Origin of the sequence: Streptomyces sp. NPDC021019 (genome assembly GCF_044333295.1) — a bacterium.
Taxonomy (GTDB): Bacteria; Actinomycetota; Actinomycetes; order Streptomycetales; family Streptomycetaceae; genus Streptomyces.
Map to the genome: position 1 here is coordinate 312,702 of NZ_JBIRQR010000003.1, position 18,122 is coordinate 330,823.

Genomic DNA, 18,122 nt, shown 5'->3' on the forward strand with positions numbered 1-18,122 from the left:
CCCATGAAACTGGGCGCGGTGATCATCACCATGGGCAACCGCCCGGAGGAGCTCCGCGCCCTCCTCGATTCGGTCACCGCACAGCACGGTGACCGGATCGAGGTCGTGGTGGTCGGCAACGGAGCCCCGGTCCCCGACGTCCCCGCCGGAGTGCGCACGGTGGAACTGCCCGAGAACCTGGGCATCCCCGGCGGCCGCAACGTCGGCATCGAGGCGTTCGGCCCCTGCGGGGCGGACGTGGACGCGCTGCTCTTCCTGGACGACGACGGGCTGCTCCCCGACCGGGGCACCGCCGAGCTGTGCCGACAGGCCTTCGCGGCTGACCCGAGGCTCGGGATCATCACCTTCCGGATCACCGACCCGGACACGGGCGCCACCCAGCGGCGGCACGTGCCCCGCCTGCGGGCCGCCGACCCGACGCGCTCCTCGCGCGTGACCACGTTCCTGGGCGGCGCCAGCGCCGTACGCACCCGGGTCATCGCCGAGGTCGGTCCACTGCCGGAGGACTTCTTCTACGCCCACGAGGAGACGGACCTGGCCTGGCGGGCGCTGGACGCGGGGTGGATGATCGACTACCGCGCGGACATGGTGCTGAACCACCCCACCACCGCCCCGTCCCGGCACGCGGTCTACCACCGCATGGTCGCCCGCAACCGGGTCTGGCTCGCCCGCCGGAACCTGCCCGCCCCACTGGTTCCCCTCTACCTGGGGGTCTGGTTGCTGCTGACCCTGGTCAGACGTCCTTCGGCGCCCGCGCTGAAGGCATGGTTCGGCGGATTCCGGGAAGGCTGGTCGACCCCCTGCGGGCCCCGGCGCCCGATGAAGTGGCGTACGGTGTGGCGGCTGACGAGGCTGGGCCGACCTCCGGTCATCTGAGAGGCTTTCCTCTGAGAGCATGAGGCGTATTTTCTTTCCGGAACCTGTCCGCCTGAGCCGCGCCCGCGACTGGCTGCGCGTGAAGACGAGAGTTTCAACTTGTGAGTGACACGACCCACGACGGTGGGGTAGCCCTCGGGACCCCGCCGTCCGCCGACGAGGGCCTCGACGCGGCCCAGCTGGCCGCCAAGTACGGCCTGACCGTGAGCGGCGCCAGGCCGGGGCTGTTCGCATACATGCGACAGCTCTGGGGACGACGCCACTTCATCCTGGCCTTCTCCCGGGCGAAGCTGACCGCGCAGTACAGCCAGGCCAAACTGGGCCAGCTGTGGCAAGTGGTCACGCCCCTGCTGAACGCAGCGGTCTATTACCTGATCTTCGGGCTGATCCTGGGGACCAGGGAGGGGATCTCCCACGACGTCTTCGTGCCGTTCCTGGTCACCGGCGTCTTCGTCTTCACCTTCACCCAGAGCTCGGTGATGGCGGGCGTCCGCTCGATCTCGGGCAACCTCGGGCTGGTCCGGGCCCTCCACTTCCCCCGGGCCTCGCTGCCCATCTCCTTCTCGCTCCAGCAGCTCCAGCAGCTGCTGTTCTCGATGATCGTGCTGGTCGCGGTCGCCGTCATCTTCGGCAGCTACCCCTCGCTGTCGTGGCTGCTGGTGATCCCCGCCCTGATTCTCCAGTTCTTCTTCAACACGGGCCTGGCCCTCGTCATGGCGCGGCTCGGCTCCAAGACCCCCGACCTCGCGCAGCTGATGCCGTTCGTCATGCGGACCTGGATGTACGCCTCGGGCGTCATGTTCTCCATCCCGGTGATGCTCAAGGACAAGCCGGCCTGGATCGCGGACGTGTTGCAGTACAACCCGGCGGCGATCTACATGGACCTGGTCCGCTTCGCCCTGATCGACGGGTACGGCTCCGAGAACCTGCCGGACCACGTCTGGGCCGTCGGCGTCGGCTGGGCCGTACTGCTGGGTGTCGTGGGATTCGTGTACTTCTGGAAGGCAGAGGAACGGTACGGCCGTGGCTGAGGACAACGCACAGGGGCGCATCCCGACGGTGATCGCCGACGACGTGCACATCGTGTACCGGGTCAACGGCACGGGCGGCGGCCGGGGCAGCGCCACCGCCGCGCTGAGCCGCATGATGCGGCGGGGCAAGGGCGAGCCGCGAGGCGTCCGGAAGGTGCACGCCGTGCGCGGTGTCTCCTTCACCGCCTACCGCGGCGAGGCCATCGGTCTCATCGGCACCAACGGCTCCGGCAAGTCGACGCTGTTGCGCGCCATCGCCGGCCTGCTGCCGACCGAATCCGGCCAGGTGTACACGGACGGTCAGCCCTCGCTGCTCGGGGTGAACGCCGCGCTGATGAGCGACCTGACCGGTGAGCGCAACGTCGTGCTCGGCGGTCTGGCGATGGGCATGAGCCAGGACGAGATCCGTCGGCGCTACCAGGACATCGTGGAGTTCTCCGGCATCAACGAGAAGGGCGACTTCATCACCCTGCCGATGCGGACGTACTCCTCCGGCATGGCGGCGCGGCTGCGCTTCTCGATCGCCGCGGCCAAGAACCACGACGTCCTCATGATCGATGAGGCGCTGGCCACCGGGGACCGCAAGTTCCGGGTCCGCTCCGAGGAGCGGATCCGCGAGCTGCGCAAGGAAGCGGGCACCGTCTTCCTGGTCAGCCACAACAACAAGTCGATCAGGGACACCTGCGACCGCGCGCTGTGGCTGGAGAAGGGCGAACTCCTGATGGACGGTCCCACCGAGGAAGTCCTCAAGGCGTACGAGCGCGAAACGGGCAAGTAGCCAGAACGTTCGCCGCGGCCCCCGCCGGACCGGTCCGGCGGGGGCCGCTCGGTGCCCGGCGCCGTGCGGACCGTCCGCGGTGGGGCCCGGGTGCGATCTCCTCCCGGCGGATGACGTCAATTCCGCCACGCGCGGGGAAGGTTGACGGGAGCGGCCGGGAAGCGGCGGTGGGTCCTCCACCCCGCCGACCCCCTGTGAGCTGTACAACGTAAGCTGTAGCGGTGCTGATTCATGGCAAGTAGGGCGATACGCCCCGGCACCGGCCGCTCTGCCGCAGTGCACTCGGAAGACAGAGCGGCGTGTCCGAAAAGGGTTGTTTTGGGTCAGCAGTGTAGAACGGGAGCTGTGACGGCAATGACGGAAGATCTCCAGCTCCGGCGTGGTCTCGCCGTCCCCGCGCCGGGCGGTCCGCAGTGACCTGGACCCCCGAGACGCGCATCGGTGACGCCACCCTCGGCAAGGCCGCGGGCGAGAACTTCCCCGTGGCGCCCTTCTTCCTGCCCCGCGCCTGGCGCGACGACCTGATGGCGGTCTACGGCTTCGCCCGGCTCGTCGACGACATCGGCGACGGCGACCTCGCCCCCGGCGGCGCCGACGCCCGTCGGCTCGGCCTGGAGCCGGAGCGCAGCGACGACCGCCTCGCCATGCTCGACGCCTTCGAGACCGACCTCCACCGCGTCTTCGCCACCACCGGTGAGGAACCGCACCACCCACTGCTGCGCAACCTCCGCCCCACCGTGCGGCGCCGGGCTCTCACCCCGGAGCCCTTCCTCGGCCTGATCGAGGCCAACCGCCAGGACCAGAAGATCCGCCGCTACGGCACCTACGCCGACCTCGCCGCCTACTGCGAGCTCTCGGCCAACCCGGTCGGGCGCCTGGTCCTCGCCCTCACCGGCACCACGAGCCCGGAACGCGTCCGCCGCTCCGACGCGGTCTGCACCGCGCTCCAGATCGTCGAACACCTTCAGGACGTGGCCGAGGACCTGCAACGCGACCGGATCTACCTGCCCGCCGATGACATGGAACGCTTCCGGGTCACCGAATCCGACCTGGCCGCACCCTCCGCCGGAGCCTCGGTGCGTGCCCTGATCGCGTACGAGGCCCAGCGCGCGAGCGAGCTGCTGAACGAGGGCCCCCCGTTGGTGGGCAGCGTCGACGGAAGACTCAAGCTGCTCCTCGCCGGATTCGTCGCGGGCGGGCGCAGCGCGCTCACGGCGATCTCGGCCGCCGGGTTCGACGTACTGCCCGGACCGCCCAAGCCCACCAAGCCCAGTCTGCTGCGCGAAGTGGGAACCGTCTTGCGAAGAGCGCGTGGAGAGAGGTGAGCCGGACCGTGGAGGGACAGACGACGTACATGTCGCCGCCGGTGCAGGCCGCATACAGTTACTGCGAGGCCGTCACCGGACAGCAGGCCCGCAACTTCGCCTACGGCATCAGGCTGCTGCCGTACGAGAAGCGGCAGGCCATGTCGGCGCTGTACGCCTTCTCCCGTCGTGTCGACGACATCGGCGACGGGGAGCTGGACCCGGAGATCAAGCGGACCCGGCTGGAGAGCACCCGCGAACTGCTGGAGCGGATCCGCAAGGACGCGGTGGACGAGGACGACACCGACCCGGTGGCCGTCGCGCTCGCCGACGCCGCCCAGCGGTTCCCGCTGCCGCTCGGCGGGCTCGACGAGCTGATCGACGGCGTCCTGATGGACGTCCGGGGCGCGACCTACGAGACCTGGGACGACCTGAAGGCCTACTGCCGGTGCGTCGCAGGGGCCATCGGACGCCTCAGCCTCGGCGTCTTCGGCACCGCGCCGGGCGCCCGCGGGGCCGAGCGCGCCGCGGAGTACGCCGACACCCTCGGCCTCGCCCTCCAGCTCACCAACATCCTGCGCGACGTCCGCGAGGACGCCGGCAACGGGCGCACCTACCTGCCCGCCGACGACCTGGCCAAGTTCGGCTGCTCGGCAGGGTTCCACCGGACCACTCCGCCCCCCGGCTCCGACTTCGCGGGCCTCATCCACTTCGAGGTCCGGCGCGCCCGCGCCCTGTTCGCCGAGGGCTACCGGCTGCTGCCGATGCTCGACCGTCGCAGCGGCGCCTGCGTCGCGGCGATGGCCGGGATCTACCGCCGCCTCCTCGACCGGATCGAGCGCGACCCGGAGGCCGTGCTGCGCGGACGGGTCTCGCTGCCCGGCCACGAGAAGGCCTATGTCGCGGTGCGCGGCCTGTCCGGACTGGACGCCCGCCACATCTCGAAGCTCACCGCCAGGGGGCGGGACTGATGCGTCCTCGTGGCTCCAGCTCCCGGGCAACCCTCCAGTGGCCCGACGCGTCACCGACTGCGACGATCACCAGGATGAGGACCCGGCGCAGCGCACCGACCCGGCGAGAGGGGCACGCATGAACGACGAGAGCCCACGCCCCGTCGCCGTCGTCGTCGGCGGCGGCCTCGCCGGCGTCACCGCGGCGCTCCGCCTCGCCGACGCCGGACTCGACGTGACCCTCCTGGAAGGGCGGCCCCGCCTCGGCGGCCTCGCCTTCTCCTTCCAGCGCGGCGACCTCACCGTCGACAACGGCCAGCACGTCTACCTGCGCTGCTGCACCGGCTACCGCTGGTTCCTCGACCGGATCGACGCCGCCCACCTGGCCCCGGTCCAGGACCGTCTCGACGTGCCCGTGCTGGACGTCGGCCGGGCCGCGGGACCGCGCCTGGGACGGCTGCGGCGCACCGCTCTGCCCGTACCGCTGCACCTCGCCGGCGGACTCGCCGCCTATCCCCACCTCTCGCTCGCCGAGAAGGCGGGCGTGGGCCGCGCCGCCCTCGCGCTCGGCCGCCTGGACCCCGCCGACCCCGAGCTCGACCGCGTCGACTTCGCGAGCTGGCTGCGGCGGCACGGCCAGTCGGAGCGCACGATCGAGGCCCTCTGGGACCTCGTCGGCGTCGCCACGCTGAACGCCACCGCTCCGAACGCCTCCATGGCGCTCGCGGCGAAGGTCTTCAAGACCGGCCTGCTCTCCGAGCCCGGAGCCGCCGACATCGGCTGGGCCACCGTGCCCCTCGGCGAGCTGCACGACACCCTCGCCCGCAAGGCCCTGGACACCGCGGGCGTCCGCACCGAACTGCGCGCCAAGGTCGGCTCCCTCACCCGCACCGAGGACGGCCGCTGGAACGTCGAGACGGCGGGGGAGCGGATCACCGCCGACACCGTCGTCCTGGCCGTGCCGCAGACCGAGACCCACGGCCTGCTGCCCGAGGGCGCCCTGGACGAACCCGACCTGCTGCTCGACATCGACAACGCGCCCATCCTGAACGTCCATGTCATCTACGACCGCAAGGTGCTGCGCAGGCCGTTCTTCGCCGCGATCGGCTCCCCGGTCCAGTGGGTCTTCGACCGCACCCACTCCTCGGGGCTGACGGGCCCAGGGCAGTACCTGGCGGTCTCGCAGTCGGCCGCCCAGGACGAGATCGACCTGCCCGTCGCCGAACTGCGCTCCCGCTACCTGCCCGAACTGGAACGGCTGCTCCCCGCCGCCCGCGGCGCGGGCATCCGCGACTTCTTCGTCACCCGGGAGCGCACCGCCACCTTCGCGCCCGCCCCGGGCGTCGGTCGGCTGCGCCCCGGACCCCGCACCCGGCTGACCGGACTTCAGCTGGCGGGGGCCTGGACCGACACCGGCTGGCCCGCGACGATGGAGGGCGCCGTGCGCAGCGGCGCCGGCGCCGCCGAAGCGGCGCTCCACGACCTCGGCCGCTCCCCAGGACATCCGCTGCAGGAGGCGGCATGAGCAGTACCACCGGAACAAGAGGAGAGTCTGTGACCCCGGCGAATCCGGCTTTCGACACCGTGGCGGACACCGCGGACGTCACCGCGCTTCTGGAGCGCGGACGAGCCCTGTCAGCGCCGGTCCTGCGGGCTGCCGTGGGCCGGCTCGCGCCGCCCATGGACACCGTCGCCGCCTACCACTTCGGCTGGATCGACGCGGAGGGGCAGCCCTCGGACGGCGACGGCGGCAAGGCCGTGCGCCCCGCGCTCGCCCTGCTGTCCGCCGAGGCGGCGGGAGCCCCCGCCGAGGCCGGCATCCCCGGCGCGGTGGCCGTCGAACTCGTGCACAACTTCTCGCTGCTGCACGACGACCTGATGGACGGCGACGAGCAGCGCCGCCACCGTGACACCGTCTGGAAGGTGCACGGCCCTGCCCAGGCGATCCTGGTCGGCGACGCGCTCTTCGCGCTCGCCTACGACCTGCTGCTGGAGCTCGGCACCGTCGAGGCGGGCCGTGCGGCCCGCCGACTGACCACAGCCACCCGCAAGCTCATCGACGGGCAGGCCCAGGACATCTCCTACGAGCACCGCGAGCGGGTCACCGTCGAGGAGTGCCTGGAGATGGAGGGCAACAAGACCGGCGCCCTGCTGGCCTGCGCCGTCTCCATCGGAGCGGTGCTCGGCGGCGCCGACGACCGCACCGCCGACACCCTGGAGGCGTACGGCTACCACCTCGGCCTCGCCTTCCAGGCCGTCGACGACCTCCTCGGCATCTGGGGCGACCCGGAGGCCACCGGCAAGCAGACCTGGAGCGACCTGCGCCAGCGCAAGAAGTCCCTGCCCGTCGTCGCGGCGCTCGCCGCGGGCGGCGAGGCCTCCGACCGGCTGGGCGAACTGCTCGCCGCCGACGCCAAGAGCAACGACTTCGACAGCTTCTCCGAAGAGGAGTTCGCCGCCCGCGCGGCACTCATCGAGGAGGCGGGCGGCCGCGAGTGGACCGCCCAGGAAGCTCGTCGTCAGCACGCGATCGCCATCGAGGCGCTGCACGCCGTCGACATGCCCCACCGAGTGAGGGAACAGCTCACCGAGCTGGCCGACTTCGTGGTGGTACGAAAGAGATGACGACGCTTCGCATATGACTCGCAGTCGCCGGCCGGCGCCCCTCACCGGGCGCCGGCCGACGGTGACCCCAGCACAGCAGAGAACCGACTGCACGTAAGGGGAAGCTCATGACAGCGACGACCGACGGATCGACCGGGGCCGCGAACCCCGAGGCCACGGCCCACGATCCGACCGACACGACAACCGCCGCGGACGACGTGACCGTCGCCGCGCGTCGGGCCGCGGAACGCTCGGTGGAGCACCTCCTCGGCAGACAGGACGAGCAGGGCTGGTGGAAGGGCGACCTCGCCACCAACGTCACGATGGACGCCGAGGACCTGCTCCTGCGTCAGTTCCTCTCCATCCAGGACCCCGAGACCACCCGGGCGGCCGCCCTCTTCATCCGTGGCGAACAGCTCGGCGACGGCACCTGGAACACCTTCTACGGCGGACCGGGCGATCTCTCCGCCACGATCGAGGCGTACGTCGCGCTGAGGCTGGCCGGGGACCGCCCCGACGAGCCGCACATGGCCCGCGCCTCCGGCTGGATCAGGGAACAGGGCGGCATCGCGGCCGCCCGCGTCTTCACTCGCATCTGGCTGGCGCTGTTCGGCTGGTGGAAGTGGGACGACCTCCCCGAGCTGCCGCCCGAGCTGATGTTCTTCCCCAAGTGGGTCCCGCTCAACATCTACGACTTCGGCTGCTGGGCCCGGCAGACCATCGTGCCGCTCACCATCGTCTCCGCGAAACGCCCGGTGCGCCCGGCGCCCTTCGCCCTGGACGAGCTGCACACCGACCCGGACCACCCCAATCCGCCCAGGAAGCTTGCCCCGGCCGCCAGTTGGGACGGAATCTTCCAGCGCCTCGACAAGGGGCTGCACCTCTACCACAAGGTCGCCCCGCGCCCACTGCGCCGCATCGCGATGAACCTGGCCGCCCGCTGGATCATCGAGCGCCAGGAGAACGACGGCTGCTGGGGCGGGATCCAGCCGCCCGCCGTCTACTCCGTCATCGCCCTGCACCTGCTCGGTTACGACCTCGACCACCCGGTGATGAGGGCGGGCCTGGCCTCGCTCGACCGGTTCGCCGTCCGGCGCGAGGACGGCGCCCGGATGGTCGAGGCCTGTCAGTCGCCGGTCTGGGATACCTGCCTCGCCACCATCGCGCTGGCCGACGCCGGACTCGGACCCGACCATCCCGCCCTGGTCAAGGCCGCCGACTGGATGCTGGCCGAGGAGATCACCAGACCCGGTGACTGGTCGGTGCGCAAACCTGAACTCGCCCCGGGAGGCTGGGCGTTCGAGTTCCACAACGACAACTACCCGGACATCGACGACACCGCGGAAGTCGTCCTGGCGCTGCGTCGGGTGCGCCACCCCGACCCCGCCCGCATGCAGGCGGCCATCGACCGAGGGGTCCGCTGGAGCCTCGGGATGCAGTCCCGCAACGGCGCCTGGGGCGCGTTCGACGCCGACAACACCAGCCCCTTCCCCAACCGCCTGCCCTTCTGCGACTTCGGCGAGGTCATCGACCCGCCGTCGGCCGACGTCACCGGCCACGTCGTGGAGATGCTCGCCGTCGAAGGGCTCGCCGGCCACCCCCGTACCCGCCAGGGCATCGAGTGGCTGCTCGCCGAGCAGGAGGCGTGCGGAGCCTGGTTCGGCCGCTGGGGCGTCAACTACGTGTACGGCACCGGGTCCGTGGTGCCCGCCCTGATCACCGCCGGACTGCCCGCCGGGCATCCCGCGGTCCGCCGGGCCGTCGCCTGGTTGGAGTCCGTCCAGAACGACGACGGCGGCTGGGGCGAGGACCTGCGCTCCTACCGGGAGGAGAAGTGGATCGGGCACGGCGAGTCCACGGCCTCCCAGACCGCCTGGGCGCTGCTCGCGCTCCTCGCCGCCGGCCGCCGCGACACCCGCCCGGTCGCCCGCGGCGTCACCTGGCTGACCGAGACGCAGCAGGCCGACGGCTCCTGGGACGAGCCGTATTTCACCGGGACCGGCTTCCCCTGGGACTTCTCCATCAACTACCACCTCTACCGCCAGGTCTTCCCTCTCACCGCGCTCGGGCGCTATGTGTACGGCGACCCGTTCGCCGACCGCGCGACCGCAGCCGAGGGGGTCTGATGGGCGATCCGGGACGGCCGGGGAGTCCCGCGACGCCCCTGCTGGTCGCCTGCGCTCTGGGCATCGAGCAGGTGGCCCTGCGCAGCGGCAGGGGCACGTCGGGCGCGGTCCGGGTCCTGCGCACCGGCATGGGCCCCCGGGCGGCGGAGGCGGCCGTGGCGCGTCTCCTGGGCCCCGAGGGGATCCCCGACGCCGCCGTCATCGCCTCCGGCTTCTGCGCCGGCCTCGCCCCGGGGATGCACCCGGGGGACCTCGTCGTCGCCGAGGAGACCCGGGACGCCGACGGCACCACACCCTGCACGGGCACCGGCGTCCTGGTCGCCGCGCTCACCAGGGCCGTTCCGGGCCGTACCGTCCACACCGGCCCGCTGACCGGCTCCGACCACGTCGTACGGGGCTCCGAACGGGCCGCGCTGCGGGCCGGCGGGGCCATCGCGGTGGACATGGAGTCCGCCGCGACGCTGCGTACCGCCCTGTGTCACGGGCCGCGCCCGGTTGCGGCCGTCCGGGTGGTCGTGGACGCTCCGGAGCATGAGCTCGTCCGTATCGGCACCGTACGAGGTGGAATATCGGCGTTCCGCGTTCTTCGTTCCGTCCTTCCGGCCTTCTACGAATGGCACCGATCCTTACTGCTCCCCTGGAGGTGAGCCAGATATGGCCATGCCGCTCCGTCAGTCCATCAAGGTCGCGACGTATCTCCTCGAACAGAAGCTCCGCAAGCGTGAGAAGTTCCCCCTGATCGTCGAGTTGGAGCCGTTGTTCGCCTGCAACCTCGCCTGCGAGGGCTGCGGGAAGATCCAGCATCCGGCCGGTGTCCTGAAACAGCGCATGCCGGTCGCCCAGGCGGTGGGCGCGGTGCTCGAATCCGGCGCTCCCATGGTGTCCATCGCCGGTGGCGAACCGTTGATGCACCCCCAGATCGACGAGATCGTGCGCCAGCTCGTCGCCAGGAAGAAATACGTCTTCCTCTGCACCAACGCGATGCTGATGCGGAAGAAGCTCGACAAGTTCACCCCGTCCCCGTACTTCGCCTTCGCGGTGCACATCGACGGACTGCGCGAGCGGCATGACGAGTCGGTCGCCAAGGAAGGCGTCTTCGACGAGGCCGTCGCCGCGATGAAGGAGGCCAAGCGGCGCGGCTTCCGCGTCACCACCAACTCCACCTTCTTCAACACCGACACCCCGCAGACCATCATCGAGGTCCTCGACTACCTCAACGACGACCTGCACGTCGACGAGATGATGATCTCTCCCGCCTACGCCTACGAGAAAGCGCCCGACCAGGAGCACTTCCTCGGCGTCGAGCAGACCCGCGAGCTGTTCAAGAAGGCCTTCGCCGGCGGCAACCGGGCCCGCTGGCGGCTCAACCACTCACCGCTCTTCCTGGACTTCCTGGAGGGCAAGGCCGACTTCCCGTGCACGGCGTGGGCGATCCCCAACTACTCCCTCTTCGGCTGGCAGCGCCCCTGCTACCTGATGAACGACGGCTACGTACCGACGTACCGTCAGCTCATCGAGGAGACCGACTGGGAGAAGTACGGCCGGGGCAAGGACCCTCGCTGCGCCAACTGCATGGCGCACTGCGGCTACGAGCCCACGGCGGTGCTCGCCACCATGGGGTCCCTGAAGGAATCCCTGCGCGCGGCGCGGGAGACCATCAGCAGCAACCGCTGAGGCGGTGTCCGACGAGGTACGGCCGACCGCCACGGTTCTCCCGGGGCGGCCGGCCCTCATGGCGCAGCACACCCGAAGGGAAGAGCGGGCGATGACGGACGGCGGATCCCAGGGCTTCGACCTGGCTCGGCTCCTCGCCGAGCGCGGGGCCGAACGGTACGACCTGCACGCACGCCACCTCAACCACCAGCTGCCGCGCATGCTGCACACCATCGGCTTCGACAAGGTCTACGAGCGGGCCGAGGGCGCGTACTTCTGGGACGCGGAGGGCAACGACTACCTCGACATGCTCGCCGGGTTCGGCGTCATGGGCCTCGGCCGTCACCACCCCGTCGTCCGCCAGGCGCTGCACGACGTCCTGGACGCCCAGCTCGCCGACCTCACCCGCTTCGACTGTCAGCCGCTGCCCGGACTGCTCGCCGAGAAGCTCCTCGCCCACAGCCCGCACCTGGACCGCGTCTTCTTCGGGAACAGCGGCACGGAGGCGGTCGAGACGGCGCTGAAATTCGCCCGCTACGCCACCGGGAAACCCAGGGTCCTCTACTGCGACCACGCGTTCCACGGGCTTACCACCGGCTCCCTCTCGGTCAACGGGGAGAGCGGCTTCCGCGACGGCTTCGCCCCCCTGCTGCCGGACACGGCCGTCCCGCTGGGCGACCTGGAGGCGCTGCGCCGCGAGCTGCGGCGGGGCGACGTCGCGGCGCTCGTCGTGGAGCCCATCCAGGGGAAGGGCGTGCACGCCGCGCCGCCCGGCTATCTGCGCGGGGCGCAGGAGCTGCTGCACCGGCACAAGGCGCTCCTGATCGTCGACGAGGTGCAGACGGGCCTCGGCCGGACCGGGGACTTCTACGCCTACCAGCATGAGGAGGGGGTGGAACCCGACCTGGTGTGCGTCGCCAAGGCGCTCTCCGGCGGCTATGTGCCCGTCGGCGCGACCCTCGGCAAGGACTGGATCTTCCGCAAGGTCTACTCCTCCATGGACCGGGTCCTCGTCCACTCCGCGAGCTTCGGCTCCAACGCCCAGGCAATGGCGGCCGGGCTCGCCGTCCTGACGGTGATGGAGGACGAGGAGACCGTGGCGAACGCCCGGCGCACCGGCGACGTGCTGCGCGAGCGGCTGGCGGCCCTGGTGGACCGCTACGAGCTGCTGCACGAGGTCCGCGGACGCGGGCTGATGATCGGCATCGAGTTCGGCAGGCCCTCCTCGCTCAAGCTCCGCAGCCGCTGGACCATGCTCCAGGCGGCCCGCAAGGGCCTCTTCGCCCAGATGGTCGTGGTGCCGCTGCTCCAGAAGCACCGGATCCTCACCCAGGTCTCCGGCGACCACCTCGAAGTGATCAAGCTGATCCCGCCGCTGGTCATCGGGGACGCCGAGGTGGACCGCTTCGTGGCGGCCTTCACGTCCGTGATGGACGACGCGCACAGCGGGGGCGGACTGATGTGGGACTTCGGCCGGACGCTGGTCAAGCAGGCCGTGGCCCATCGCTGACCGGCTTCCGCGACGGGACGATGAAAATTGCCTCTGAGGCAAGTTATTTGCCTCAGAGGAAAGATCCTGGCCCAATGGAGCCATGAACCCTCCGGACGAAGGGGCGCCGGACGAGCTCCCCGGCGTCGCACCCCGACTGCGCGACCTGCGCCGCGATCGCGGCCTCACCCTGGAGACCGCCGCCGGCCGGGCCGGACTCTCCCCGGCCCACCTCTCCCGGCTGGAGACCGGCCGCAGGCAGCCCTCGCTGCCGATGCTGCTCGGGCTCGCCCGCATCTACGGTACGACGGTCTCCGAGCTGCTCGGCGAGCAGCCGCCCGAACGGGACGCGATCGTCCGCGGCGGCGGCTTCGAGGGGGCGGAGGCCGACGGCTGGATGTACCGGCAGGCAGGCGGATCCGGTCGCGCGATGCAGGCGCTGCGGGTGCGCGTTCCGTACGGGGCCCAGGGCGACCTGGTCCGGGTCCATCCCGGCGAGGAGTGGCTGTACGTCCTGGAGGGGCGGCTGCGGATCGGGCTCGGCGACACCGTCCACGACCTCGAACCCGGCGACAGCGCCCACTTCGACTCGCTCACCCCGCACCGGATCGCGGCCGTCGACCGCTGCGGCGCGGAGCTGCTCTTCGTCCACTCCCTGCTCCAGAGCCCCGCCGCCGAGCTGTGCCTCGGCAGTGCTCTCCACGCGCGCTGAACCGGCCGTCCCGGCCGGCTCCACCTTCGCTCCACCGGCCATGAGGCCGACAGAGAGGACCGTCATGTCCGATTCCGAGCACTACGACCCGCTGGGTCCCGGCCGGCGTCCGAACGAGGACCCGCAGGAGAAGCGGATGCCGCGCGGCGTCATCATCCGGCTCTTCGCCTACTTGGTGGCGGGCCACGTCATCGCGGGCTTCCTCTACCTGCTCTTCGTGGTGGCCGGGAGCAAGTGACAGCGGTCGGACGACCGCCCGCGCCGGACGGATCGCCTCCCGTCCGGGTCAGCCCAGGTCGAGCAGGCGCTCGCGCAGCCGCTCCCGGGTCTCGGGGGAGACGCCCAGTCCCTCCGACAGGTAGCGGTCCGTCGTTCCCCAGTTCTCCTCGATGGCCGTGAAGGCCGCCGCGAGGTAGGCGGGCCGCGCTCCGAAGAGCGGGTCCAGCAGCTCCAGCACCTCGGGAGACATGCCGGTGCCGGACGCGTCGGAGCGCTTCACGGCGTAGCGGCGGTGGAGGTCGTTCGACTTGAGGTAGTCCGCCTCGATCGCCTCCGGCTCCACGCCGACCGCCAGCAGGGCGACCGCGATCGAGAGACCGGCCCGGTCCTTGCCCGCCGCGCAGTGCATCAGGGCGGGGACGCTGTCCTCGGCCAGGGAGTGCAGCACCCGGCTGTGCTCGGCGGTGCGGTCCAGAATCGTCGCGCGGTACATCCGGATCATGCGGTCGACGCCCTTGCCGTGCGCGAGGACGGAGCGCAGCTGCTCGATGTTCCCGTCGCTCACCAGCCGCCAGAACTCCGCGCCGTCGGCCGGGTCCGAGAGCGGAATGCTGACATTGCGGACACCGGCCAGCTCGATGTCGTATCCGTCGAGCCGGTGGTCGGCGGAGTGGCGGAAGTCGAAGATCGTGTGCAGCCCGAGCCCGCCGAGGAAGACCGCGTCCTCGGCCGTGGCGTGCGCCAGGTGGCCGCTCCGGTAGAGCCGCCCGAAGGCGGTGCGCCGGCCGTCCGCGGTGGGGAGCCCGCCCACGTCGCGGAAGTTGCGGACTCCGGTCAGCGCGGTCTCTGTCGGCGGGACCTGCGGCACCTGTTGCGTCACGGTGGCTCCTGGGATCTCTGGCGTCGGCGCGGCTCGCCGGCGAGGGCGCTCCCGTGACGATACGACATCGATTCGACGGAAAATCATCACGGTCGCACCCCGGTGCGGAGTACCGGGGCCGCCGACCTGACCCGGCGTCAGCGGCGAAGCCGAGCGCATGTCCGTATTGGTGCATTTCGCAGAACATGCCCCGCTAATGGGGGAGATGGGATTTCGGAGGTGAGCGGGATCATATTCGTGACGGACCGTGGTGAGCTCGCCCCGGAGTATTCCCGTTGCCCGTACGGAAATCCAAGATCCGTCATCCACGGAGTGTGACGGGAAGTCCGGGGAGAAATTGAATCGATGATTCCGGTGAGCAACCGATGGCTTGTTCTGCTCGTCCTCGCTCGTTTACGGTCGCCGCAATCCGGACGGACCGCCTAATCCTGCCGCCGCCCGGAATTCGCACCCACCCACTCACGCGTGGCAGGAGCGGGGGAACCAGGTAAGCCGCCGGTCCGGAGCGATCCGGACCGGCTCGGGGTGAAGTCGCCGCAATGCGACCGGGCATCTCCAGCCCGAACCCGACAGCTCACCTCGCAGGCGCCGGAGAGGAACTTCCCATGCCCGCAAAGGGTAAGCACCGTCGTCCGAAGTCCGGCCCGATCTCCCGCGGCGTCCTCGTCGCCGGGACCGGCGGCGCCGCACTCGCCCTCCCGCTCATCGGCGCCACCGTCGCGAACGCGGCGGACCGGGCCGCTCCGGCGGCGAAGCCCGCCGCCGCCTCGGTCGCCGCCGCGCACACCGCCCCGGCCACCGCCCCCGCCGCGTCGAAGGCCGCCACGAAGACGTACGCCGTCGTCTCCGGCGACTACCTGGCGAAGATCGCGGCCGAGCACCGGCTCAAGGGCGGGTGGGAGAAGCTGTACCAGGACAACCGCTCCACCGTCGGCGAGAACCCCAGCCTGATCCACCCGGGCATGAAGCTGACCCTCGGCGCCAAGGGCTCCGCCCCGGCCGAGAAGTCCGCGGCTCCCGAGGCCGCCCCGAAGAAGGCCGCACCGGCGCCGAAGGCCGCGCCGAAGGAGGCCCCGAAGGCGGACAGCGTCTCCGCCGACGACTCCGAGGGCTCCGGCAGCCCGTCGCGGACCGGCTCCTCCGAGGCCACCGGCTCCGGCTGGTCCGCCCCGCTGGCCAGCGCCAACGTCACCACCCAGTACCGGGCTTCCGGCGCCAGCTGGTCCAGCGGCTACCACACCGGCTCGGACTTCCAGGCCTCCTCCGGCACCCCCGTACTCGCCATCGGCCCGGGCACCGTGGTCTCGGCCGGCAACAGCGGCTCCTACGGCAACGAGGTCGTCATCCAGCACGAGGACGGCATGTACTCCCAGTACGCCCACCAGTCCTCGCTCAACGTCTCCGTCGGTCAGACCGTCACCGGCGGACAGCAGATCGGCCTCTCCGGCTCCACCGGCAACTCCACCGGCCCGCACCTGCACTTCGAGGTCCGCACCGGCCCGAGCTACGGCTCGGACATCGACCCGATCGCGTACCTGCGTCAGCACGGCGTCTCCGTCTGACGTATCCGTCCGACCGGACGCGGCGAGAAGTGGTCGAGGGGCGGTGCGCGGCGGCGCACCGCCCCTCCGCTTATTCCGGCTTTACCAAAAACTGACCGGGTGGTCTATCTCACCACCCGTCAACCCCGTATTACGGTCGCGTAGGTCACATCGCACGATGCAGGATATGTGCTTGTGGCAGACGATTCGAGAAACAATCAGCAGCACACCATCGGGTCGTACGCGGCGATTGGCGACAGTTTCACCGAGGGCGTCGGCGACCCCGGCCCCGACGGGACCTATCTCGGCTGGGCGGACCGCTTCGCGGTGCTCCTCGCCGACCGGCTCCCGGCCCCCGACGGGGCGACCGGCCCCGAGGGCTCCCCGCACGGGAACTTCCGCTACGCCAATCTCGCCGTACGAGGACGTCTCCTCGACCAGATCGTCGAGGAGCAGATCCCGCGCGCCAAGGAACTGGCCCCCGACCTGGTCAGCTTCTGCGCGGGCGGCAACGACATCATCCGGCCCGGCACCGACCCCGACGACCTCGCCGAGCGCTTCGAGCGCGCGGTCGCCGACCTGAGCAACGCCGTCGGCACGGTCATGGTCACCACCGGCTTCGACACCCGGGGCGTTCCGGTGCTGCGCCACATGCGCGGAAAGATCGCCACGTACAACGTCCACCTGCGGGCCATCGCCGACCGCTACCACTGCCCCGTGCTCGACCTGTGGTCGCTGCGTTCCGTGCAGGACCGGCGCGCGTGGGACAACGACCGGCTGCACCTGTCGCCCGAGGGCCACACCCGCGTGGCGCTGCGCGCCGCCCAGGTCCTCGGCCACGACGTGCCCGCCGACCCCGACCAGCCCTGGCCGCCGCAGGCCCAGCGCAGCCCCTTCGACGCACGGCGCGACAACATCCAGTGGGCCCGCGAATACCTCGTGCCCTGGATCGGCCGACGGCTGCGCGGAGAGTCCTCGGGCGACCACGTCGAGGCGAAGCGGCCCGACCTCCTGCCGCTGTAGCCGTCCAGCCGGTCAGGGCTCCAGCAGGGGGAGCGCTCGCCGGGACGGGCCCGGCACCACGAGCCCGTCCGGCGGCGTGCCCCCGCCCGGGGGGTGCCCTGCCGGGATCCGCTCCAGGACACCGCCCGCGAACACGTCGTACAGCGGCAGCGACTCCAGATGCACATAGCCGATGTGGCAGTCGCACACGGCGAGCGGACAGGACCGCGGGCCGAGCGCCCGGCGGTAGCTGCCGTCGTAGAGATTCCCCAGCTCCGCCTTGACGAAGTGACAGCGGCGCACCGTGCCGTCGCCGTCCACCGAGATCACCGACTCGCCCGTCCGGCAGGGCAGCCCCGCCGAACGGTGCGGATCACGGCTGTAGGGGAACAGCGGATCCAGCTCCGTCCACCGCGCCGCCTCCTCGTCGGTGTAGGTGTGCCCCTCGGCGGCGTTCACCCAGAGGTAGACCTCCTCCGGCAGCGCCGCCCGCAGCCGCCGGGCCTCCTCCAGATGGGCGTCGAAGCCCACCACCCCCACGCTGTAGCGGATCCCCTTCGCGGACAGCTCCCGGCACTTGCCCAGGAACCGTTCGTACGGTGTCTGCCCCGGGTGGTACGTGCACCAGAGCGCGACCCGCTCCGGATCGGCGTCGGCCAGCCAGTCGGTACGGCCGCTCAGGTTCGTCTGGATCGCCACCCGCCCGATGTGCGGCAGCCGGGAGAGATCGGTCAGCGCCCGCCGGTACCAGGAGCGCACCAGGCCCTCGCCCCACGGAGTGAACAGCACGGACAGCCGGTCACCGGTCCGCTCCGCGGCCCAGCCGGTGAACCGCTCCAGTGCCTCCCGGTCCGCCGTGAGCTGCGCGCGGCTGTCCCGCCGCTTGGCGAACGGGCAGTACGGACAGTCGTAGTCGCAGGAGGCGAGCGGGCCCCGGTAGAGAATCGTCAGGTCCAC

17 protein-coding genes and 1 riboswitch are annotated in these 18,122 nt (G+C 71.1%); of the genes, 15 read left to right on the forward strand and 2 right to left on the reverse strand.

The window, feature by feature from the left end; translation table 11 throughout:
- Window positions 1–3 precede the first annotated feature (3 nt).
- The 13 genes from ACH4RG_RS18840 (at window position 4) to ACH4RG_RS18900 (ending at window position 13,761) form a co-directional block, all read left to right on the forward strand.
- Entirely contained in the window at window positions 4–876 is an 873-nt protein-coding gene (locus ACH4RG_RS18840) for a glycosyltransferase family 2 protein (RefSeq protein ID WP_397918099.1), read from the forward strand.
- A gap of 101 nt (window positions 877–977) precedes the next feature.
- Entirely contained in the window at window positions 978–1,907 is a 930-nt protein-coding gene (locus ACH4RG_RS18845) for an ABC transporter permease (RefSeq protein ID WP_069753943.1), read from the forward strand.
- The gene (locus ACH4RG_RS18850) at window positions 1,900–2,685 is read left to right on the forward strand and encodes an ABC transporter ATP-binding protein (protein WP_397917510.1); all 786 of its coding nucleotides are present in this window, start codon (window positions 1,900–1,902) and stop codon (window positions 2,683–2,685) included. Before ACH4RG_RS18845 ends, ACH4RG_RS18850 begins: the two co-directional genes overlap by 8 nt.
- Window positions 2,686–3,098: 413 nt before the next feature.
- Complete coding sequence (gene hpnC, locus ACH4RG_RS18855) at window positions 3,099–4,010, forward strand: squalene synthase HpnC (RefSeq protein ID WP_398539858.1); 912 nt, start codon at window positions 3,099–3,101, stop codon at window positions 4,008–4,010.
- Window positions 4,011–4,039: 29 nt separating this feature from the next.
- A complete protein-coding gene (gene hpnD / locus ACH4RG_RS18860) occupies window positions 4,040–4,960 on the forward strand; it encodes a presqualene diphosphate synthase HpnD (protein WP_397918100.1) in 921 nt (306 codons plus the stop codon).
- A gap of 118 nt (window positions 4,961–5,078) precedes the next feature.
- On the forward strand, window positions 5,079–6,464 hold the full coding sequence (gene hpnE / locus ACH4RG_RS18865; RefSeq protein ID WP_397927138.1) for a hydroxysqualene dehydroxylase HpnE: 1,386 nt from the start codon (window positions 5,079–5,081) through the stop codon (window positions 6,462–6,464).
- Between the two features lie 29 nt (window positions 6,465–6,493).
- Window positions 6,494–7,564: a polyprenyl synthetase family protein gene (locus tag ACH4RG_RS18870; RefSeq protein WP_374105528.1), complete on the forward strand. Its 1,071-nt coding sequence runs from the start codon at window positions 6,494–6,496 to the stop codon at window positions 7,562–7,564.
- 107 nt (window positions 7,565–7,671) lie between these two features.
- Window positions 7,672–9,669 (forward strand): squalene--hopene cyclase, encoded by a 1,998-nt coding sequence (gene shc, locus ACH4RG_RS18875; RefSeq protein WP_397917513.1) that lies wholly within the window; start codon window positions 7,672–7,674, stop codon window positions 9,667–9,669.
- Window positions 9,669–10,316 (forward strand): 1-hydroxy-2-methyl-2-butenyl 4-diphosphate reductase, encoded by a 648-nt coding sequence (locus ACH4RG_RS18880; RefSeq protein ID WP_397917514.1) that lies wholly within the window; start codon window positions 9,669–9,671, stop codon window positions 10,314–10,316. Before shc ends, ACH4RG_RS18880 begins: the two co-directional genes overlap by 1 nt.
- Window positions 10,317–10,323: 7 nt before the next feature.
- Entirely contained in the window at window positions 10,324–11,343 is a 1,020-nt protein-coding gene (gene hpnH, locus ACH4RG_RS18885; RefSeq protein ID WP_397927141.1) for an adenosyl-hopene transferase HpnH, read from the forward strand.
- A 91-nt stretch (window positions 11,344–11,434) separates the two neighbouring features.
- Window positions 11,435–12,832 (forward strand): aspartate aminotransferase family protein, encoded by a 1,398-nt coding sequence (locus tag ACH4RG_RS18890; RefSeq protein WP_397917516.1) that lies wholly within the window; start codon window positions 11,435–11,437, stop codon window positions 12,830–12,832.
- A gap of 82 nt (window positions 12,833–12,914) precedes the next feature.
- Window positions 12,915–13,523, forward strand: coding sequence for a helix-turn-helix domain-containing protein (locus tag ACH4RG_RS18895; protein WP_397917517.1), 609 nt, complete (start codon window positions 12,915–12,917; stop codon window positions 13,521–13,523).
- A gap of 64 nt (window positions 13,524–13,587) precedes the next feature.
- On the forward strand, window positions 13,588–13,761 hold the full coding sequence (locus ACH4RG_RS18900) for a DUF6126 family protein (RefSeq protein WP_018955417.1): 174 nt from the start codon (window positions 13,588–13,590) through the stop codon (window positions 13,759–13,761).
- Between the two features lie 48 nt (window positions 13,762–13,809).
- On the opposite strand, the gene ACH4RG_RS18905 is transcribed toward ACH4RG_RS18900, so the two are convergent.
- Window positions 13,810–14,622, reverse strand: coding sequence for a tyrosine-protein phosphatase (locus ACH4RG_RS18905; protein ID WP_397917518.1), 813 nt, complete (start codon window positions 14,620–14,622; stop codon window positions 13,810–13,812).
- 442 nt (window positions 14,623–15,064) lie between these two features.
- Window positions 15,065–15,225: riboswitch (cyclic di-AMP (ydaO/yuaA leader) on the forward strand.
- A 2-nt stretch (window positions 15,226–15,227) separates the two neighbouring features.
- Here ACH4RG_RS18905 and ACH4RG_RS18910 point away from each other — a divergent pair.
- Window positions 15,228–16,184, forward strand: coding sequence for a peptidoglycan DD-metalloendopeptidase family protein (locus tag ACH4RG_RS18910; protein WP_398539859.1), 957 nt, complete (start codon window positions 15,228–15,230; stop codon window positions 16,182–16,184).
- 174 nt (window positions 16,185–16,358) lie between these two features.
- Window positions 16,359–17,186 (forward strand): SGNH/GDSL hydrolase family protein, encoded by an 828-nt coding sequence (locus ACH4RG_RS18915; RefSeq protein ID WP_397927143.1) that lies wholly within the window; start codon window positions 16,359–16,361, stop codon window positions 17,184–17,186.
- 12 nt (window positions 17,187–17,198) lie between these two features.
- On the opposite strand, the gene ACH4RG_RS18920 is transcribed toward ACH4RG_RS18915, so the two are convergent.
- Complete coding sequence (locus ACH4RG_RS18920; protein WP_397917521.1) at window positions 17,199–18,122, reverse strand: STM4011 family radical SAM protein; 924 nt, start codon at window positions 18,120–18,122, stop codon at window positions 17,199–17,201.